An 18,319-nucleotide genomic window follows, 5' to 3' on the forward strand; every position below is an offset into this window, starting at 1 on the left:
AGCAGGGCGCCGCTGCTGCGCCGCCCGTTGGTGACCTGGTCTGCCAAGTGCGTGCTACCGAAACGCGTGTCCTGATGGCTTGCGAGGTACGGCACCAAGCTGCTGAACATCTCCAGTCTCGCTCCGATTTCCCGAGTGATTTCAGGCGCCTGAGGGCGGCGACAATCTGGCTGAGCACCGTCCCGCCCGAGCCAAGACCAACATGCAAGCCTGTTAATCGCGCGGTGCGGCCGCCGCTACAAGGTGGACGCCTCGTTCGATGATCACAGCTTTGGCCTATCATCGAACTGTACGTTCAACTCCGATGTGACAATTGCGTCACTGCGCCACCGGCAGCAGGAATACCCGCCGATAGTCCGCCGTCGACTGCGATGGTTTGGCCGGTGATCATCGATGCCTTCTCGGAGACGAGAAACGCGACCGCGTCGGCAACGTTCGCAGGACCTGAAATTCGCGGCAGCGGGCAGAGCGCTTGCAGCTCGTCGAAGACGCCTGGGTTGGCTTCGAGGCGTGCGTTCCAGGCGCGGGTTCGGACGGTCCCTGGTGCGACAGCATTCACTCGGACGCCATAGGGCCCAAGTTCGACGGCGAGGCATCTTGTCAGATGGATCAACCCCGCCTTTCCGGCGCTGTAGCCCGGGAAGCCGTAAACCCCGAGGCCATTGACGGTTGCGATGCTGACGATGCTCCCTTGCTGCGCAATCAATTGGTCACGCAAAGCCTGAATGCAAAGAAACGCGGAGTCGAGATTTGCGGCGATGTCTTCACGCCAAACGGCATAGTCCATCGTGAAGATCGAAGCTCCCTTCGCGCGGCCAACCGTGTTGACGAGAGCGGTGATGTTCCCGAGCTTCATGGCCGCGGCCGCTGCGGCCAAAACCGACGCAGGATCGGTCGCGTCTACTTTGAATGAAACGGCCTGACCGCCTTCCATGCGGATGCCCGAGCAAATCTTTTCCGCTCGCTCTTCATCCAGATCGACGCAGACAATGCCGAGCCCATCGCGCGCGAGAGCCTGACAAACAGCGCTGCCGATATCTCCGGCGCCCCCCGTGACGAAAGCCCAGTTGGTCATGTCCAGTCCTTTACGATGTTGCATGGAGGTGAGGTGGGCGATGCTGCGCCCAGGGTCGCGCCGTCTCGAACCGGGATGCCAGCTGCAAGACCCCGAGATCGTCGAAACGCCGTCCGACGATCTGCAGCCCGACCGGCAGGCCCTCCGGTGTGAATCCGCAAGGGATTGAGGACGCCGGATTCCCCGACAGGTTGAATGGGTAGGAGAACTCCGCCCAGCTCAACCAGTCCCAGGAATGTTGCGGCCAATGCGCGGGCTGCAGTCGATCCGCCGGAAACGCGGCGACGGACACGGACGGCGTGATGAGGAAGTCCCAATTCTCGAAGAAGCGGTGTATCTCGACCGCGTAGGCGTACTTCTTGAGCCGCATGCTCTGATACTCAGCAAGCGAGTAGTTCATTCCGGCGCGGATACAAGTCACGAACCCCGGATCCATCTTTGCTTCCCACTCGGGCAGGAGCGATGCATGACGGGCGGCGAAATGTGCTGGCCAGAAGAAGCGAGCGAGTTCTGGACCATGCGGGCCCCAGGCAGGCGTGACCTCCTCGACCGTGAGCCCCAATTCGGCTTCGAACACCGTCACGGCCGCAGAGACCAGATCGGCGACGTCCCGGTCGACGCGCGCGTGACCGAGATCAGGACTGAAAGCGATGCGCAGGGGCCGAGGAGACGTGTCATGCAGTCGGCCGGGATAATCCAATGGCGGGGACTCCAGGCTTGTCTGATCCCATGGATGAGGTCCGGCCATCACCTTCAGCATCAGGCTCGCGTCAGCGACGTTGCGCGTGATCGGCCCCAAGTGGAGGGTGTTGTCGCCGGTGGAGGGTGGATAGATGGGAACGCGACCATACGTCGGCTTCAGCCCGAATACGCCACAGAAATGCGCAGGCATGCGGATCGAGCCGGCGCCGTCTCCGCCCTGGTGAAGCGGCCCATATCCCGCGGCTGCTCCGACGCCCGCGCCCGACGAAGAGGCGCCGGCATTGTAGCCGTGCTTCCATGGATTATGTGTCGTCCCGGTCAACGGTCCTTCGCTGACGCCTTTCCAGCCAAACTCCGGCGTCGTGGTCTTGCCCAGGATGATCGCGCCCGCATCCCGCAGCCGCTTCACCATGGGCGTGGTGAAATCCGCCGTCTTGCCCTTGGCTGTGAAACTGCCGAACTCCGTCGGCAATCCGGCGATTGCTTCGTGGTCCTTGATCGTGACCGGAATCCCGTGCAGGGGACCGGTCGCTTCTCCTTTGACGAGAGCCCGTTCAGCTTTTCGTGCCCGGCCGAGAGCCGTCTCCGGGGTCAACCGGGCAAAGGCGTTCAGATGCGGCTCCAGACGCTCAATGCGTTCGAGAACGGCTTGCACGAGCTCCACTGGGGACAGCGCTCGCGATTGGTAGAGACGCGTTAACTCGGCGGCAGATGCGAAACAAAGATCTTCGGCGTTCATATGACAATCAGCCGTTCTTCAAATTCCAGAAGACCGGCATGCCGTCGACGATGCCGGTCAGATTTGAGCGATAGGCGGTCGGCTGGTAGTAAAACCCCAGCGGAATGTAGGGCACGTCCTCGAAAGCCTGCCTTTGCATCGAGTCGGTGATCTTCTTCCGCTCGGCCACATCGGCTGTGTTCATGTAGGCGTCACGGTAGCCTTCGAGAGCAGCGCTGGTCGGCCAGCCGGCGCCCGAGAAGCCGGCGGCGCCGATGCCTCTCAGGAAGGTGTGACTGATCGGGTTAAGCCCCAAGATGCCTGACGTATAGTTGCACCAGACGCTCCAGCCACCGCGATCGACGGGCTGCTGCGAGTTGAGGCGGGGCAGCACCGTTCCCCAGTCCAGCGCTTGGTAGTCCAGATTGACGCCGCTGCGCCGGAACATGTCCGCGGCGATTTCGCTCATCGCATTCAGCGATGGGATGTCGGAGGGGACCAGAAACACGACCTTCTCGCCATTGTACCCGGCCGCATGGAGCTCCTTCTTGACCTTCTCGATGCTGCGTGGCTGCTTGAAGACATCGAGGCCCACATCGCTGGCCGACGGCGAGCCCGGCAAGAAGAAGCCGACGTTGTCCTTCCAGAGGCTATGATCCTCGCCCATGACAGCAGTCATGTAATCGGCTTGGTTCACGGCGGCGAGGAATGCGCGGCGAATGGCCGGATTGTTGAACGGCGGCTGCAGGTGGTTGAACTGCAGGAGTGCGAGATAACCAGCCTTGTCCTTGACGTCGACAGTCACGCCGCGCAATGACTTGAGCTGAGGTAGAAGATCGGCAGTAGGCTGTTCCCACCAATCCATCTCGCCGACCCGAAGCGCCGCCGCGGCAGTCGACGCATCGGGCAACGTGTGCCATTCGACGCGATCGACGTGAACCATCTTCGCTCCCGCGGTGAAGCCCGGGGCCTCCTGCCGGGGGACATAGCCCGCGAATTTCTCGTACACGGCGCGCGTGCCGGCCAGGCGCTCGTCGGCTCGGAAGCGGAAGGGACCGCTTCCGATCATTTCACTTATCTGCTTTGCGGGATCCGTCTGGGCGAGACGCTCGGGCATGATGAAGCAACACCTTGACGGCTTGCCGAGCGCAAAGGGCAACGACGGAAAGGGTTGCTTCAGCCGAAAGCGGATGACCTTGTCGCTGGGTGCAGTCAGTTCATCCGTGATGGCGGCGAGCTGCTTTCCGAGGACATCGAGGCGCCACCAGCGCTCGATGCTCGCCACTGCGTCTTTTGCAAGGACCGGAGTGCCGTCGTGAAAAGTCAGTCCATCGCGCAAGTTGATGGTCCAGCGCCGGCCGTCATCCTCGACGAGATGGCCAGCGGCCATCTGAGGCTGGATCGTGAACGATGCGTCCATTCCGTACAGGGTGTCGAAGACCATCAGGCCGTGGTTGCGGCTGACCAGGGCCGGGCTTTGCACCGGGTCAAGCAGGGCTAGGTCCGACTGAGGGATGAATTTCACGACCGGCCGGCTCTGTGCTCTGCTCACTGCGGGACTGAACAACGGCAGGATCGATGCGCCTGCGCCTTTGAGGAGGGTTCTGCGAGTGACCATGTCGTGCGCTCCGTAAATTCCTGAATGATGTAGCAGGGTGGTTGGTCGCAACTGATGCGGCGCCGGCGATTGCCGCGCCTCAAAAATAGGTCCTCAGGCTCCGCGTTATCCGATAATCATCGTCGACCATGTGTACGATCCTCCACTTGTCGAACGTCAAACAAGGGTGAGAGATGCCGAGCGCCACCATGTCTCCCACGCTGAGCTGCGAACTCGCCGGCAGCGTCATGTGGCAATGCTGGTCATTCAGTCCTGTGACTTTGTGCTCCGGTGGGATCGGGAGAGGTCTCCCCATCCCGCTGTTCGGTCGATACCAGCTCAGCGCAACCGGGGGTTCGTCAGGGGAGATGTCGCGCTTGCCCAATCCAAGGATTGCCTTCTGCGGCTCGGGACGCGACTGGACGTAACTCCAGACTTCGAGTGCCGGGCGGAAGCCCTCGTCGTTCCCGACGATGGCTGGGCTGCGCTCGCGAAGCCGCTCGAATGCCCGCGTGTACATCATGGCGTCGTGCGTGATGTAGCAGCCGGATCGCAGAACCACGTGATGTGGCCGACCGAGACGGGCTTGCTTGAGTTTGGCCGCCACGATGTCGAAATAGGATGATCCGCCTGCGCTCAAAATCGGCTCGTCGACCGAGAACAGATGCTCGGCTGCGCACCGCTCCGCGAGATCGACCATGCAATCGAGAAACGCTTCGACCTTGGCGGCCGCCTCGGCTGGCTGGGGCGAATTGAGGAGGCCCTCGAAACCTTCGATTCCCGCCAAACTGAGTCCGGCCGTTGCTGCAACCACGCGCGCGAGATCGAAAGCTTGGGCGACGGAGCGGCACCCGGTGCGTCCACCCGGATAACCCAGCTCGACCAGCACATTCACCGCTCGCGGCAATCGCATCATCGATGCTTGTCGCGCGATCGATTTGGCATTCTCGGCGTCGTCGACAAGGCAATAGAACTCGAAATCCGGATCGTTGCGGATTTCCGAGAGCGCGAATTCGATGGCAGCACGCCCGACAAGCTGGTTTGCCAGGAATATCCTGCTGTGGCCGAATGCTCTTGCGACCCTGATCTGATGCGTGGTGGATAGCGTAATCGCCCACGCACCGTCCGCAATCTGGAGACCGAACAGATCGGGCGCCATCGTCGTTTTGCCGTGGGGAGCGAACCGGACATTCTGGGCGCTCAAGAACCGCTTCATCCAGGCGCTGTTGTGCCGCAGCGCCGATTCTCTGATGACGGCCAGGGGGAGGGGGAGGTCTTCTCTCAGAATCTCCCAGCCCTGCTTGGGCACATCGTCGAGCAAGATGTTCTCGGAGGTTGGCGGAACGCCCTTTTCCCAGGGCGCCAGACCGGCCGGGGCGATCCCGATTTTTGATTTGTTCATTGCTCTGCCTCCCGCGCGCGGCGCGGCTCTGCCGCGCAAGAGCCGGCGTCGTCCCGCATATTTCCAAACACCGCCTCGGAAACGCCGGTGGTCTCTGTGCGAAAGGCGATGACCGTCCCGGTCTCCGCGCTCCCCGAACGATCCGTCGCGAGCGAGGTGACGAAAACGGTTTTTCCGTCAGGTCCGCCGAAGCAAGGCATCGTCGGCGCGGACACCGGCAAGGTCATGCTGTCGACGAGTACGCCATCAGGCGAGAACCTGTTGATGCAACCCGCTGTCACGCCGGCGCTCCAGTACAGGCCATTCACGTCAACGGCGGCACCGTCCGGAAGTCCGTCCTTCTCGGTGAGAACGGCGAACGATCTCGCCCTGCCGAGACGACCAGATCGTGCGTCGAAATCGAACGCGCGGATCTCGCCCGCGTTGCTGCTCGCGCGGCTATCGGCGTGATACATGGTTCGGGCATCCGGACTCCAAGCCAGCCCATTCGAGACCTTGAGACCATCAATGACCCGCTCGCAGGCGCCGGTCGGGGTAATTCGATAGAGGGCTCCGGAGGCCGCGCGCGGGATGGCGTCGTGCATGCTGCCAACCCAGAAGCAACCATCCGGGCCGATCCTGCCGTCGTTCAGGCGATTGGTCGTACGGTCAGGCTCGGGGTGAACGAGAAAATCGAGCGTCTCCCGCGCAGGATCGAACAGGTGAATGCCACTCCGCAGAGCGGCGACAAGGCGTCCATCCTGAGCGAAAGCCAGACTGCCGACCGCAGATGGCATGGCGTAAGCGGCAGATTTTCTGGTCTTTGGGTCGAGCCAATGGATCGACGGCGCCACGATATCGACGAACCAGAGAACGTTTCGGGTGGTGTCCCACACCGGGCTTTCGCCGATCGCAAGGCCAAAATCGATGAGTGTCTCGAAGCTGATCGTCACCGAAAAAGCCCTGCTCCCTGGAGTGCGATGCGCTCACCAGTACAACGTTTTGATATATCAAAAATGCAGATTTGTCTACACTATGGCGAAATCGGTCGGTATTACGTATTTATGATATACCAAATGTCGCTAAATTGGGCACGGGCTTGCCTTTTGGGGAGGCATGGCCGCAGATGCTCGCCCTGAGGAATGGGACCTGAGAATGAGCGCGGATGTGATCGAGCCCGAGGCTGCGGACCAAGTCGCACGGGACAGCCTGTCGGCGCGCGTCTACGCGCAACTGCGTCTCGAATTGATGATGGGCATGTACGAGCCCGGTGCGCGTCTGAACATTCGCAGGATCGCCGCCACCTCCGACATCTCGCCGACACCGGTCCGCGAAGCCGTGATGCAGTTGGTGCGCGAAGGCGCCCTGGAGCTAAAACTCGGACATCAAGCGCGAGTGCCGGTATTGAGTGTCCGTGAATACATCGAAATTCGGGAAACCAGAGCGCCTTTGGAGCGCTTGGCGAGCGAGCTGGCTGCTGTGCACATCACCAAGGATGAAATCGCATCGCTGCGCGATTTGCACCGCCGCTTCATCGAGGCCGAACGTGAAGGGAGGTGGAAGGACGCACTGGCGGTCAATCAGGAGTTTCATTTCCTGATCTATCGATCCAGTCAAAACGCGACCCTCGTCAGGGTGATCGAGAATTTATGGCTCTTGATCGGGCCGTTCATCAATCATCAATACCCATTGGTGCAGCGAGCTCACATCGAGCTCCATCCTCACCTCCTCGTCATTGATGCCCTCGAACGACAATCGCCCAGCGAAGCCGGCGAGCTGATCGTGCGGGACTTGCGGGAGGGCTCTTATCTTATCCTCTCTCATCTCGGAGATGATAAGGGCAGGAAGCGACGAGGCCGGAAATCCCGCAGCGAAGGCGCGCATTCCCTCTCTGGAAAATCCAGAACCTCGTAATCGGTCGGAATGGACGAAGCGCGCCGGAGGTGCTGCGGCGCTTTGTATCGGACGATATTGCTGGGTGCCTCGTAACGAGCAGGGCCGACCGCCATCGCGGTCAGGCCGGTGCGCTGCTTGATTTCGGTGTCGTCCCTGCCTCCCACGATCTGGTTAGCCTCATGATAGTGCAGGGAGCGCCGCAGACGAAAGGCGATGCGATCGCCATTGGCGCATTTTCAAGGATGTGAAATTAACCCCGCGCGGATCGTTTCGTTTGACAACGCGCACCTCCACCAAGAAATGTCGGAGCAGGCGAGCAACATCAACAATGGCCGCCCCGGATAATGGAGGAAGCGTCAGTGCTCGGCTTGATGCAGGATCGACCGTTACTGATCTCGAGTCTCATCGAGCATGCGGCGCATTACCATCCCAAGGCGGAGATCGTCAGCAAGACCTGCGAGGGGACGATCTATCGCAGCAACTATGCCGGGCTCCGGTATCGATTGCGAGCATGCCGCCGTTTCGCCTCCGCGGAGATCCCCGCCTCCATATCCGCGATCGACTTTGCTGGCCCCTTATATGGCAGGGACCCGAATACGCCTTTCGGTTGGGCGTGCAGTTCAACGCCAAGAGAACCAAGTACTTTCATAACGGTGCTGAACTCGGGACGTCCCTCTGAACTAAGGGCCTTATAAAGGTTTTCGCGTGAAAGACCTGTATCCTTAGCAAGAGCGGACATACCGCGCGCGCGGGCAACAATGCCGATAGCGTCGGTGACGAAGCCTGGATCATTGGTTTCGAAGGCTTCGCTTAGGTAAGCGGCGATCGCCTCAGGACTGTCCAGATACTCGGATGCGTCAAATGGTCTAGTTTTGGCCAATGCTCTTCTCCAACGCCACTGGCGAGCGCGCCAAATCACTAACGGATTAAGACAATTGGCCGGTTTCTCTAACCTACGCCACGCCGTAATTTATAAGATACAAATGCCGCAGCAACAACTCAATGCCGTCGTTTCTCGCTGGATCTGGCTGCCAAACCACCAAGTCAACGGCGAGCTTGCGGGACCAGGGTCTTGCCCGGACGCGTACGGCGAAAGGTGCGTACCAGCAGCACCTTCAGGAAGCGTTCGCACTCGATACGCGCCTTCATCCTTCGACATCACCGCTCTAGTTCGACGCCGTAGCAGCGACCGGCCGCGTGTGAATATCGAAGAGGGGCGGCTGAAGATCTTTCCGTCCATCTTGGATGCCGGCTTGACGTGGATGACTCTGCTTTGGTTTGACGAAGAAGGGCTCGCGCCTCAAATGCCGGACGGAAGCCATGGGATGAGGAGGCCTACACGCTTCGAGAGCTCGACGGCGTGCTGCCATGGCCTAGCGCTAAAAAGCGCATGTGGCGTGAGCTGTGCAACTGAACGGCGACGAATCGGCTGACTGGGGGCGCCAATCCCCCCAATCTAGTCGTCAAAGCTCTTGTTCTGTCGAACAAATTGTCTATCGCGATCACCGCGATCGCTACCCCAGTTATATTGGGAAGCGCGTTCAGCATAGTCTCTTTTGGCTGGGGACCAGCTTTCCATGCTTTTTACAGCTTCTTGAGCGGCTTGCATCACCGGCGAAACTTTAGAGGTCATAGTGTTCCCCATACTCGGTTCTTTTGACGTCCAATTTCGTCCAATCTTGTTGGGCGATTGACTCAAGGTAGGTCGATTCCGTTCCGTCGGATAGTGCCCCACTGATCACACCCCTAGGCAATTTGCGAGGCGCCGAATCAGGCAAGGCGTATCCGTTTGTATCTTTCCTCGGAACCATTTCGAAAAGGTCAAGAAAGCGGGTTCGAGCGATTCCAACGAAGGCCTCGAACTTGACGGCGTCTTCGTCGGCTTCCCTGTCCTGATCGACTTGTATCGCTCGCTTGTAGAGCTTTTTGGCTCGACTCTTAGGATAAGGCTCGATGTAGACGACTCGCTTTATGCCAGATGCAACGATGTGTCGAGCGCACATATGGCAAGGAAATATCGTGCAGAAAAGGGTACCCTCCTTGACGGAAATGCCCCGCATCGCGGCGTCACATATGGCGGCCATTTCAGCATGAACGATGCGACCAAACTCCAAAAGGCTGGCAACCATTGTTCCAGCGAGCGGCTTCTTTTCGCCCTGCAGCGCCTCTTGGGCGCGCTGTTCTCGGGGCAACTCCTTCTTTTCTTTCACCAGCCAGTCGGCATTTGCGAGAGCATCAAGAAGTTCGCCGACGATCTCTTTCCGGGTGCCTGCGGCGGCATCCTGGCCGACTTTATAGTCTCGGTAATCTTTCTCGGTACCAGCCACGTCGTCCCAAATGACACCACCGCCAGCCCGCGGGACCTCGTTGCAGCCCGTCGCTAGAATTTCTCCTGTCTGTGTAGCGATTACGGCTCCGACCTGCCGCGACAAGTCTGCCGACCGTTGCGCGGCTGCGCGCGCTTGGAACATCAAAATTTCATCGACTGTCGGCGTAATATAAGGAGCCTGGAAGAGAAGTTGAACGAAGCGGCGCGCATCCGGGCGAAGAGAAATGCCAGCCTTTAGAAAGACATCGGCGAGTGGAAATACATCCTCTAGGAGCTGTCCATGCGGTATGCTCCGCTCCTTTTGGTCGGTCTCGATCAGCCGTTCAGCAGTTGCTTTATGAGACTCGGGGGCCGAGGAATTCTTGCTGTTGGCTATTCGTCTGCAAAGATTCTCGATCCTCTGATCCTTGTGTTCGTAGACAGAAATTAGGATAGCACGCTGCCCAAACAGCTTCCGAAACATCTCGAGCTCTTCGGGCCGTTTCAGGGATGAAATAATAAATGCGTGCCGTTCGGCTGGAACCGATGGGTCGCCGCTTACCTTTTCTCTTGTCTTGCGGATCTGGGTTAAAGCCAGCCTGGCTACGGCATCCGCCTTTCCGACAACTCGTCGGATTTCATTTCCAGCGATCATGCTTTGACGGATTCGCTCATCCTCTGCAGTGAGTTCGCTGAGATGTTCGAGGCCAGGAATCTGGGCCATTAGCTTGCTCAGCTTGATCGGGACCGGAATGTAATCAACCCCTGCCAACTCAGCCGAAAGCACATCGCTCACGCTTCCCGAGTCAGTACCGGCAGCCGCGCTAATGCAGAAAACGAGCTCTGGGAAATACGTCTTGCTGTCTACTTCCGTCATCTTTTCCTCAGGTGCTCAAAGGCTCGAACGGGATGGCGTGTGGTCATTTCACATCGTTGATTCTAGCCGAGTTCGCGGCGCGGTGGCTTCCAGATGGTCGCAGGAACGCAATCTAAGATATTGAAACGAAAACGGAAAATAAGATCGCACAGTGTTTCGCCTGCATAATGCCTGTACGATCCGAAGGCGCGCCGATCGGCCCCCATGAGGACTGGCTGCAGTTGCCCTCTGAGGCTCCGGTGCTCTCCTTCACGGACAAACATTTTGACGACGAAAGCCCACCGCTGGCGGTGGGCTCTCGCAATTGGAAATTTCGGAATGGACATCCGAAACTGGCCATAGTGGACACAAAAGTATGCGGGGTGGACAACTATCGCCGACCCCACACTTGCGCTGTTGTTATCAGCTGCACCCCGTCGTGCTTCCACACGTATCGCACTTCATACAGGTCCCATTCCGCACCAGCGTGAAGTTGCCGCACTCGCTGCACATCTCGCCCTCGTAGCCCTTGGCCTTTGCTTCCGCGCGGCGCTCGGCCTTGCTCGGCACCACCGTCTGCGCGGTACCGGCCCTGCTCCACTGCAACTGCTCGAGCTTCTCCGTCGGAGACAGGTCGTGGCTGGCTTCCTGCTTCAGGGCGACGGCGCCTTCGATGGCATCGCCGACGCGGGAAGAGGTGCCGTGGGCGGCGAGGGCCGTGACCCGGCTGCCGCCGGACGGGGCGCTATCGTTGCCTTGCGAGACCGCGGTCGAGCCGCCGCGCATCACGACAAGGTTGTCCGTGCGCGAGCGGGTGAGGCCGCGCGAGACCAGTTTTGTGGCGTGGTGGCCGCCGTCCTCGTCCGGCTCCTTCCCTTCCTCGACGCCCTTGCCGAGCGCGTCAAAGCCCGTCTCGTTGGGGTCGACGTGGGCGAGGTCGAAGCGCGAGAGATAGCTCACCGCGAGCTCGCGGAAGACGTAGTCGAGGATCGAGGTCGCGTACTTGATGCTGTCGTTGCCCTGCACGGGGCCCGCCGGCTCGAAGCGGGTGAAGGTGAAGGCGTCGACGTATTCGTCGAGCGGCACGCCGTACTGCAGGCCGAGCGACACCGCGATGGCGAAGTTGTTGATGAAGGAGCGCAGCGCCGCACCTTCCTTGTGCATGTCGATGAAGATCTCACCGAGACGGCCGTCATCATATTCGCCGGTGCGCAGGTACACCTTGTGGCCGCCGACGACCGCCTTCTGGGTGTAGCCCTTGCGGCGATCCGGCATCTTCTCGCGCTCGCGCATCACGACGATGCGCTCGACCAGCTTCTCGACGACCTTTTCGGCCACGTGCGTGGCGCGCGCCGCCATCGGCTTCTCGTGCAGCGACTCGACCGCATCGTCCTCGTCCTCATCGTCGCTGATGAGCTGCGAGTTGAGCGGCTGGCTGAGCTTGGAGCCGTCGCGATAGAGCGCGTTGGCCTTCAAGGCGAGTTTCCACGACAGCATGTAGGCGGACTTGCAGTCCTCCACCGTGGCGTCGTTCGGCATGTTGATGGTCTTGGAGATCGCGCCCGAGATGAAGGGCTGCGCCGCCGCCATCATGCGGATGTGGCTCTCGACCGACAGGTAGCGCTTGCCGATCTTGCCGCAGGGGTTGGCACAGTCGAACACCGGATAGTGCTCAGGCCTAAGGTGCGGGGCACCTTCCACCGTCATCGCGCCGCAGATGTGGACGTTGGCCGCCTCGATCTCGCGCTTGGTGAAGCCGACGGCCTGGAGCAGGTCGAAGCCGGGCGCGGCAATGGCTTCAGCGCCAATGCCGAGCTGGTCGCGGATGAAGTCCTCGCCAAAAGTCCACTTGTTGAAGGCGAACTTGATGTCGAAGGCGGTCGGCAGGGCCTTCTCGACCTTGGCGATCGCTTCATCCGTGAAGCCCTTGGCCTTCAGCGTGGTGACGTTGATGCCGGGGGCGTTCGCCAGCGAGCCGTGGCCGACGGCGTAGGCCTCGATCTCCGCGATCTCGCTCTCGCGATAGCCGAGCGCGCGCAGCGCTGCGGGGACCGCACGGTTGATGATCTTGAAGTAGCCGCCGCCGGCGAGCTTCTTGAACTTGACCAGCGCGAAGTCCGGTTCGATGCCGGTGGTGTCGCAATCCATGACGAGGCCGATCGTGCCGGTCGGCGCGACCACCGTGGTCTGGGCGTTGCGATAGCCGTGCTTCTCGCCGAGCTCGAGCGCCGCATCCCAGGCTGCCTGGGCATGGCTGACGAGGTCTGCTTGCGGGCAGGAGACGAGGTCGAGCGGCACCGGGTTGACGCTGAGCGCCTCGTAGCCCGACGCCTCGCCGTGCGCGGCGCGGCGGTGGTTGCGGATCACGCGCAGCATGTGCGCGGCGTTCTTCTTGTAGCCGGGGAAAGTGCCGAGCTCGGCCGCGATCTCGGCCGAGGTCTTGTAGGTGATGCCGGTCATCACCGCTGTCAGCGCACCGCAGAGCGCGCGGCCTTCCTTGGAGTCGTAGGGCAGGCCCATGGTCATCAAGAGGCCGCCGATATTGGCGTAGCCGAGGCCGAGCGTGCGGAACTCGTAGGAGAGCTCGGCGATCGCCTTCGACGGGAACTGCGCCATCATGACGGAGATTTCCAGCACGATGGTCCAGAGCCGGCAGAGGTGCTCATAGCCTTCGACGTCGAATAGTTTTGTCGTGGTGTTGTAGAACGTCAGCAGATTGGCGGACGCCAGGTTGCACGCCGTATCGTCCAGGAACATGTATTCCGAGCACGGATTGGACGCGCGGATGTCGCCGGACGCCTTGCAGGTGTGCCAGTCGTTCATCGTGGTGTTGAAGTGCAGGCCCGGGTCGGCCGAGGCCCAGGCGGCGTAGCCGATCTTCTCCCAGAGGTCGCGCGCCTTCAGCGTCTTCGTCACCTTCTTCGAGGTGCGGGCGGTCAGATTCCAATCGCCGTCGGTCTCGACCGCGCGCAGGAAGTCGTCCTTGAGCGAGACCGAGTTGTTGGAGTTCTGCCCGGATACGGTGAGGTAGGCTTCGCTATCCCAGTCGGTGTCGTAGGTGTCGAACTGGATGTCCTTGTAGCCCTGCTTGGCGAACTGGATGACGCGCTTGATGTAATTGTCAGGCACGAGGCTGCGGCGGGCGAGCTTGATCTCGCGGCGCAGGGCAGGGTTCTTCTCGGGGTCGAAGCAATCGTCGCCCGAGCCTTCGCAGTTGACGCAGGCCTTCAGCACCGCCTTCAGGTGCTTCTGGTTGATCTTGGATCCCGTGACGAGGGCGGCGACCTTCTGCTCCTCCTTCACCTTCCAGTCGATATAGGTCTCGATGTCGGGGTGATCGACGTCCACGACGACCATCTTGGCCGCGCGGCGCGTGGTGCCGCCCGACTTGATCGCGCCGGCAGCGCGGTCGCCGATCTTGAGGAAGCTCATCAGGCCCGACGAGCGGCCGCCGCCGGAGAGCTTTTCGCCTTCGCCGCGCAGGCGCGAGAAGTTGGAGCCGGTGCCGGAGCCGTATTTGAACAGGCGGGCTTCGCGGACCCAGAGGTCCATGATGCCGCCTTCGTTGACGAGGTCGTCACCGACGCCCTGGATGAAGCAGGCGTGCGGCTGCGGATGCTCGTAGGCCGACTTTGACTTGGTCAGCTTAGCCGTGAAGGGGTCGACGTAATAATGGCCCTGGCCGGGGCCGTCGATGCCGTAGGCCCAGTGCAGGCCGGTGTTGAACCATTGCGGCGAGTTCGGCGCGACCATCTGCATGGCGAGCATGTAGCGGAGCTCGTCATAGAAGGCCTGAGCGTCGTCGTCCGAAGTGAAATAACCGCCCTTCCAGCCCCAATAGGTCCAGCAGCCGGCGAGGCGGTCGAACACCTGCTTGGCCGAGAGCTCGCTGACATAGCGCTCTTTCTCGGGCAGCGCATTGAGCGCGTCGGTGTCGGGCACGGAGCGCCACAGGAAGGAGGGGACGGATTCCTCCTCGACCTTCTTCAGGCGCGCGGCAACGCCCGCTTTGCGGAAATATTTCTGGGCCAGCACGTCGGAGGCGACCTGCGACCACTCGCTCGGCACCTCGACATTGTCCAATTTGAACACGACCGAGCCGTCGGGATTGCGAATCTCCGACGTGGTCAGGCGGAATTCGATTCCCGCATAAGGTGACTGTCCTTGGGTGGTGTAGCGCCGCTCAATCCGCATCGTCTTGCCCCGTCCTTTTCTTTGACCGGTCCCGCCCCTCACTCTGGGCGTGCCGGGTCGTCATTGCATCTCGCGTCGCCTTCGGCCGTTCGGCCTTGGGGCACCGCAGTTCAGCCGGTGGATCCGGCCCTGTTTTTTTCCCGGCGCGAGCTCGATGCGTCGCATCGATCATCCCGCCGGCATGTCCACACCCATCCGCCCCCAAGGGGATGTGCGCGACATGCGTTCAACGCCCCACAACGTCCACTTCGTCATCGATGCCATCCGAGCCTGTTGCCGGCCCGTTCTGGCGCCCGAAGAGCCTGCATTCCGAGGGCAGACAAGCCCTCATCCGCAGCCTTTGGCCGGCTGGCGGAGCTGAAATTTGCGAGACCCTTTGGGGGGAGTGCCGGCGGGACGCAAACTCACTCGCGCCGAACGGACCGAAAGCTAGGACTCTCCGTTGCGCCCGTCAAGAACTAGTGCGAGTTCCTGAATCAAATACTAAATATGGTGGATTGTGGGGGATAACAGGGGTCTTCGCCGCGCCTGTTGTGGACCCAAGTATCAGTGAGTCCTCAGGGATTCCCAACCGAAAAAATTTGCATGCCGTGATGATGCGGAACCTTCATCCCGCTGTTCACAGGGCAGCTATATTTTTGAGCAATGGGATTGCGTCAGCAGGACTCACGTAGCCCTACGGAGGGTGAAGGCAGGCATGCCCGCCGAAATGGTGGTGGGACCCGCGAATCCGGGCCAAGCTGACCCCAGATTTTGCCGGGCTACCCGACATGCTTGATTTGACGACGCCGGGCGTGCGGCCGCGCATCGCCCCGGCCGGCCTGATATTCCTTGCGATCACCTCGATCGGCTGGGGCTTCAACTGGCCGGTGACGAAATTCCTGCTCGCCGAGCTGCCGCCTCTGACGCTGCGCGGGGTCACCGGCGTGCTCGGCGCGCTGCTGCTGGCGCTGCTTGCGGTGATCCGCCGGCAAAGCCTCAACGTGGAGGGCGCGATCTGGCCACGCCTTCTCACCTCGGCCGTGCTCAACGTCACCGGCTGGATGGTGCTGATGGGTCTGGCGCTGCTCTGGCTGCCGGCGAGCGAGGCCGCGCTGATCGCCTACACGATGCCGGTCTGGGCCTCGATCATCGCCTGGCCGGTCCTCGGCGAGCAGCCGACGTTGTTGCGCACGCTGGGGCTGCTGCTGGCCTTCGCCGGCCTTGCCACGATCATGGGCGGCAACGGCATTGCCGCCAGCGTCGAGAAGATGCCGGGCATCGTCATGGCGCTCGCCGGCGCTTTCGGCTTCGCCGTCGGCACGGTGTTCTCGAAGAAGTACCCGATCCGCCTGCCGCCGATCACCGCTGCAGCCTGGCAGATCGGGATCGGCTGCCTGCCGCTCTCGATCGTCGGCCTCCTGGTCGAGACCACGCATCTGTCGCAGGTGACGCCGGTCGGCTGGTGGCTTCTGGTCTATTCGGTCGTCGGGCAGTTCTGCATCGCCTATGTCAGCTGGTTCGCCGCGCTGGCACGCCTGCCGGCCTCTGTCGCCGCGATCGGCACCATGGCTGTGCCGGTCATCGGCGTCGTGACGTCGGCGGTTGCGCTGGGCGAGCCGCTCGGGGCAGGGCAGATCGCAGCACTGCTGCTCACGCTGGCCGCCGTGGTGATGGCGACGCGCTAGAGCATGATCCGGAAAAGTGTGTAGCGGTTTTCCGAAAGATCATGCTCGAACAATAACCTAAATCGCAATGACGATTGATTCTAATCGCATCGCGCTTTAGCCGTCCGGACGCCGGGGTATCAGTGGTCCTGAGGTTCTTTCTCTCGCCGGCGTTGTGCCGAGCCCGGCGGTTTCAACGGCAGGGCAGCAGGTGCGACAGCAAAGACTTCGAGAGCCTGGTCGTAGCCTTTGATGGTCCGCTGTCCGAGCGATGCCAACGGAACGCTATCCCTTACCCTTCCAGCGATCGTGGGATCAGCCAGGATCTGCGCGTCCTTCGCGAGATTGCAGAGCCGCGACGCCAAATTCACCACTGCTCCCATCGCCGTGTAGTCCATCCGACCGTCATAGCCAACCGTTCCTACCGTTGCCGGCCCCATGGCAACGCCCACACCGAAGCCGATCGCGTGGCCGGCGTCACACCATCTGCCGGCAAGGGATTGAACCGTCATTTGCAGGTCGATCGCGAGTCGGACCGCTTGAGTTGCCGGCTGTTCGCATGCGACCGGGGCATTGACCAGGAGCATGACTCCGTCGCCATCAAAGCCGATGAGCGTTGCCTCGTGACGAGTCGTCACGGCGCCGACGGCCTCGTAGTACTCTCGCATGACGGCCATGATGACATCGGGTTCATTGCGCGTGGAGAACGCCGTGAAGCCGCGCAAGTCGCCAAAAATGACAGCCACCTCGCGTCGCTGCCCTTCGAGCAGTTCATGAGAATGCTCGACCAATTCGGCGACCTGTGATGGCAGGAACTGCTTCAGCCGTTCGATCCGCGCAGATTTCTGCTGCGAGATCGCCAGTTCAGAAGCCATTTCATTGAAGCGCAACGCCAGTTGCTGCAACTCGTCACCGCTGACGATTTTGATGCGATGCTCGAATTGTCCGGTTCTGATCCGCTCCACGCCCTCTTCCAGTTGCTTGATCGGACCGGACATTCTGTGCGCGCGCCAGTAGGCGAGCGCCAGCGCGACAAGAACACCAAAGGCAATGAGAATGGACGAGCGCCACAACGCCGCGCGAATTGATGCAAAGGCTTCCGAGGCCGGCTGCATCGCGATCACCGTCCATCCCACATCGGCGGCCTGAACGGATAGCGCCACCACCGGATTGCCTCGCTCCCCGGTTATCACCGCCGCGCCGCTCGCCGTGCCAACGAGATGCTTGATCCGGCCAAAACTGCCGGAGCTGGCGCGGCCGCGCAGAACCCGACTGATGTCGGGATGTGCGATCAGATGACCGGAATCATCGACAACAATGGCGTAGCCGGTCTCGCCAATTCTAATGGCTGCGATGACATCCCAGATCAGCTTCAGATTGACCTCGGCGATCGCAACCCCCGCGGCAGGCAGGCTCCCGGCAACCGCGATCCTCATATAGGGCTCTGAATCTCGCTGGTACTGAACCGGTCCGTACCAGACTTTGTTGCCGCGTGCGCCCAGAACAGCGGGATCCGTAGACATATCAATGCCGCGCCCGGTCCTGTTCAGAAGCAGCCTGGAAACAAAGACCCGTTCGGTGCCGGTCTCGTCCAGAAGCGAAACCGAAACGATTGCAGGCACCTGCTGGAGGAGGCGCAAGGCATCGATCTTATGTTGCGCATCGTCTCCGGCAGACCAGGGAAGCTGCACCATCCAACCCAGCTGATCTCGGATGCCATCGGTGAACGCCTCGATCCTGTCGGACGCCGCGCGAGCATCGGCCTGTAGCACCGCGCTGATCTGGCGGCGCTGGTCTCGGTAACCGAAAGAAGCCTCGACGGCCGCGCCGAGTATCAGAGGCACGACCGCAGCGACAAACAACGTCGCGAAGTACTTGCAGAACAGCGAGCGACGCGGAGGCATCGTACACGAGGAGGACTGCGCAGCACCGTCCGTCATAACTAC

General features: G+C 61.2%; 10 protein-coding genes and 1 pseudogene. 2 read left to right on the forward strand and 9 right to left on the reverse strand.

What is annotated here, in order from left to right:
• Positions 1–295 precede the first annotated feature (295 nt).
• From N2604_RS21475 to N2604_RS21495, 5 genes are all read right to left on the reverse strand, one after another.
• A complete protein-coding gene (locus N2604_RS21475) occupies positions 296–1,075 on the reverse strand; it encodes an SDR family oxidoreductase (protein ID WP_260370223.1) in 780 nt (259 codons plus the stop codon).
• A 10-nt stretch (positions 1,076–1,085) separates the two neighbouring features.
• Entirely contained in the window at positions 1,086–2,516 is a 1,431-nt protein-coding gene (locus tag N2604_RS21480; RefSeq protein WP_260370224.1) for an amidase, read from the reverse strand.
• 7 nt (positions 2,517–2,523) lie between these two features.
• Entirely contained in the window at positions 2,524–4,113 is a 1,590-nt protein-coding gene (locus N2604_RS21485; RefSeq protein WP_260370225.1) for an ABC transporter substrate-binding protein, read from the reverse strand.
• A 79-nt stretch (positions 4,114–4,192) separates the two neighbouring features.
• Positions 4,193–5,494, reverse strand: a complete 1,302-nt coding sequence (locus tag N2604_RS21490; protein ID WP_260370226.1) for an amino acid deaminase — start codon at positions 5,492–5,494, stop codon at positions 4,193–4,195.
• Positions 5,491–6,426 carry an SMP-30/gluconolactonase/LRE family protein gene (locus tag N2604_RS21495; protein ID WP_260370227.1) on the reverse strand — a complete coding sequence of 312 codons (936 nt, stop codon included), beginning with the start codon at positions 6,424–6,426 and terminating at the stop codon, positions 5,491–5,493. Before N2604_RS21495 ends, N2604_RS21490 begins: the two co-directional genes overlap by 4 nt.
• Before the next feature lie 202 nt (positions 6,427–6,628).
• Between N2604_RS21495 and N2604_RS21500 the strand changes: the two genes are divergently transcribed.
• Positions 6,629–7,387, forward strand: coding sequence for a GntR family transcriptional regulator (locus tag N2604_RS21500; RefSeq protein ID WP_260370228.1), 759 nt, complete (start codon positions 6,629–6,631; stop codon positions 7,385–7,387).
• 583 nt (positions 7,388–7,970) lie between these two features.
• On the opposite strand, the pseudogene N2604_RS21505 reads toward N2604_RS21500, so the two are convergent.
• The 3 genes and pseudogenes from N2604_RS21505 to N2604_RS21515 all read right to left on the reverse strand — a co-directional run.
• Positions 7,971–8,249: pseudogene (locus N2604_RS21505) on the reverse strand (addiction module antidote protein); the annotation flags it as partial.
• Positions 8,250–8,991: 742 nt separating this feature from the next.
• A complete protein-coding gene (locus N2604_RS21510; protein WP_260370229.1) occupies positions 8,992–10,554 on the reverse strand; it encodes an anti-phage dCTP deaminase in 1,563 nt (520 codons plus the stop codon).
• Positions 10,555–10,956: 402 nt separating this feature from the next.
• Positions 10,957–14,727, reverse strand: coding sequence for a vitamin B12-dependent ribonucleotide reductase (locus N2604_RS21515; RefSeq protein ID WP_260370230.1), 3,771 nt, complete (start codon positions 14,725–14,727; stop codon positions 10,957–10,959).
• A gap of 770 nt (positions 14,728–15,497) precedes the next feature.
• On the opposite strand from N2604_RS21515, the gene N2604_RS21520 reads away from it, so the two are divergent.
• On the forward strand, positions 15,498–16,394 hold the full coding sequence (locus N2604_RS21520) for a DMT family transporter (RefSeq protein ID WP_260370231.1): 897 nt from the start codon (positions 15,498–15,500) through the stop codon (positions 16,392–16,394).
• Positions 16,395–16,513: 119 nt separating this feature from the next.
• Here the strand turns inward: N2604_RS21520 and N2604_RS21525 are convergent, their stop codons facing one another.
• Positions 16,514–18,313: a cache domain-containing protein gene (locus N2604_RS21525; RefSeq protein ID WP_260370232.1), complete on the reverse strand. Its 1,800-nt coding sequence runs from the start codon at positions 18,311–18,313 to the stop codon at positions 16,514–16,516.
• Positions 18,314–18,319 lie beyond the last annotated feature (6 nt).

It is taken from the genome of Bradyrhizobium sp. CB1015, assembly GCF_025200925.1.
Lineage (GTDB): Bacteria > Pseudomonadota > Alphaproteobacteria > Rhizobiales > Xanthobacteraceae > Bradyrhizobium.

Excerpts from the sequence above, each read along its gene's own strand:
- N2604_RS21475 (WP_260370223.1), bottom strand. The coding sequence starts at position 1,075 with ATGACCAACTGGGCTTTCGTCACGGGGGGCGCCGGAGATATCGGCAGC.
- N2604_RS21510 (WP_260370229.1), bottom strand. The coding sequence starts at position 10,554 with ATGACGGAAGTAGACAGCAAGACGTATTTCCCAGAGCTCGTTTTCTGC.
- N2604_RS21500 (WP_260370228.1), top strand. The coding sequence starts at position 6,629 with ATGAGCGCGGATGTGATCGAGCCCGAGGCTGCGGACCAAGTCGCACGG.
- N2604_RS21485 (WP_260370225.1), bottom strand. The coding sequence starts at position 4,113 with ATGGTCACTCGCAGAACCCTCCTCAAAGGCGCAGGCGCATCGATCCTG.
- N2604_RS21490 (WP_260370226.1), bottom strand. The coding sequence starts at position 5,494 with ATGAACAAATCAAAAATCGGGATCGCCCCGGCCGGTCTGGCGCCCTGG.
- N2604_RS21480 (WP_260370224.1), bottom strand. The coding sequence starts at position 2,516 with ATGAACGCCGAAGATCTTTGTTTCGCATCTGCCGCCGAGTTAACGCGT.
- N2604_RS21515 (WP_260370230.1), bottom strand. The coding sequence starts at position 14,727 with ATGCGGATTGAGCGGCGCTACACCACCCAAGGACAGTCACCTTATGCG.
- N2604_RS21520 (WP_260370231.1), top strand. The coding sequence starts at position 15,498 with ATGCTTGATTTGACGACGCCGGGCGTGCGGCCGCGCATCGCCCCGGCC.
- N2604_RS21525 (WP_260370232.1), bottom strand. The coding sequence starts at position 18,313 with ATGACGGACGGTGCTGCGCAGTCCTCCTCGTGTACGATGCCTCCGCGT.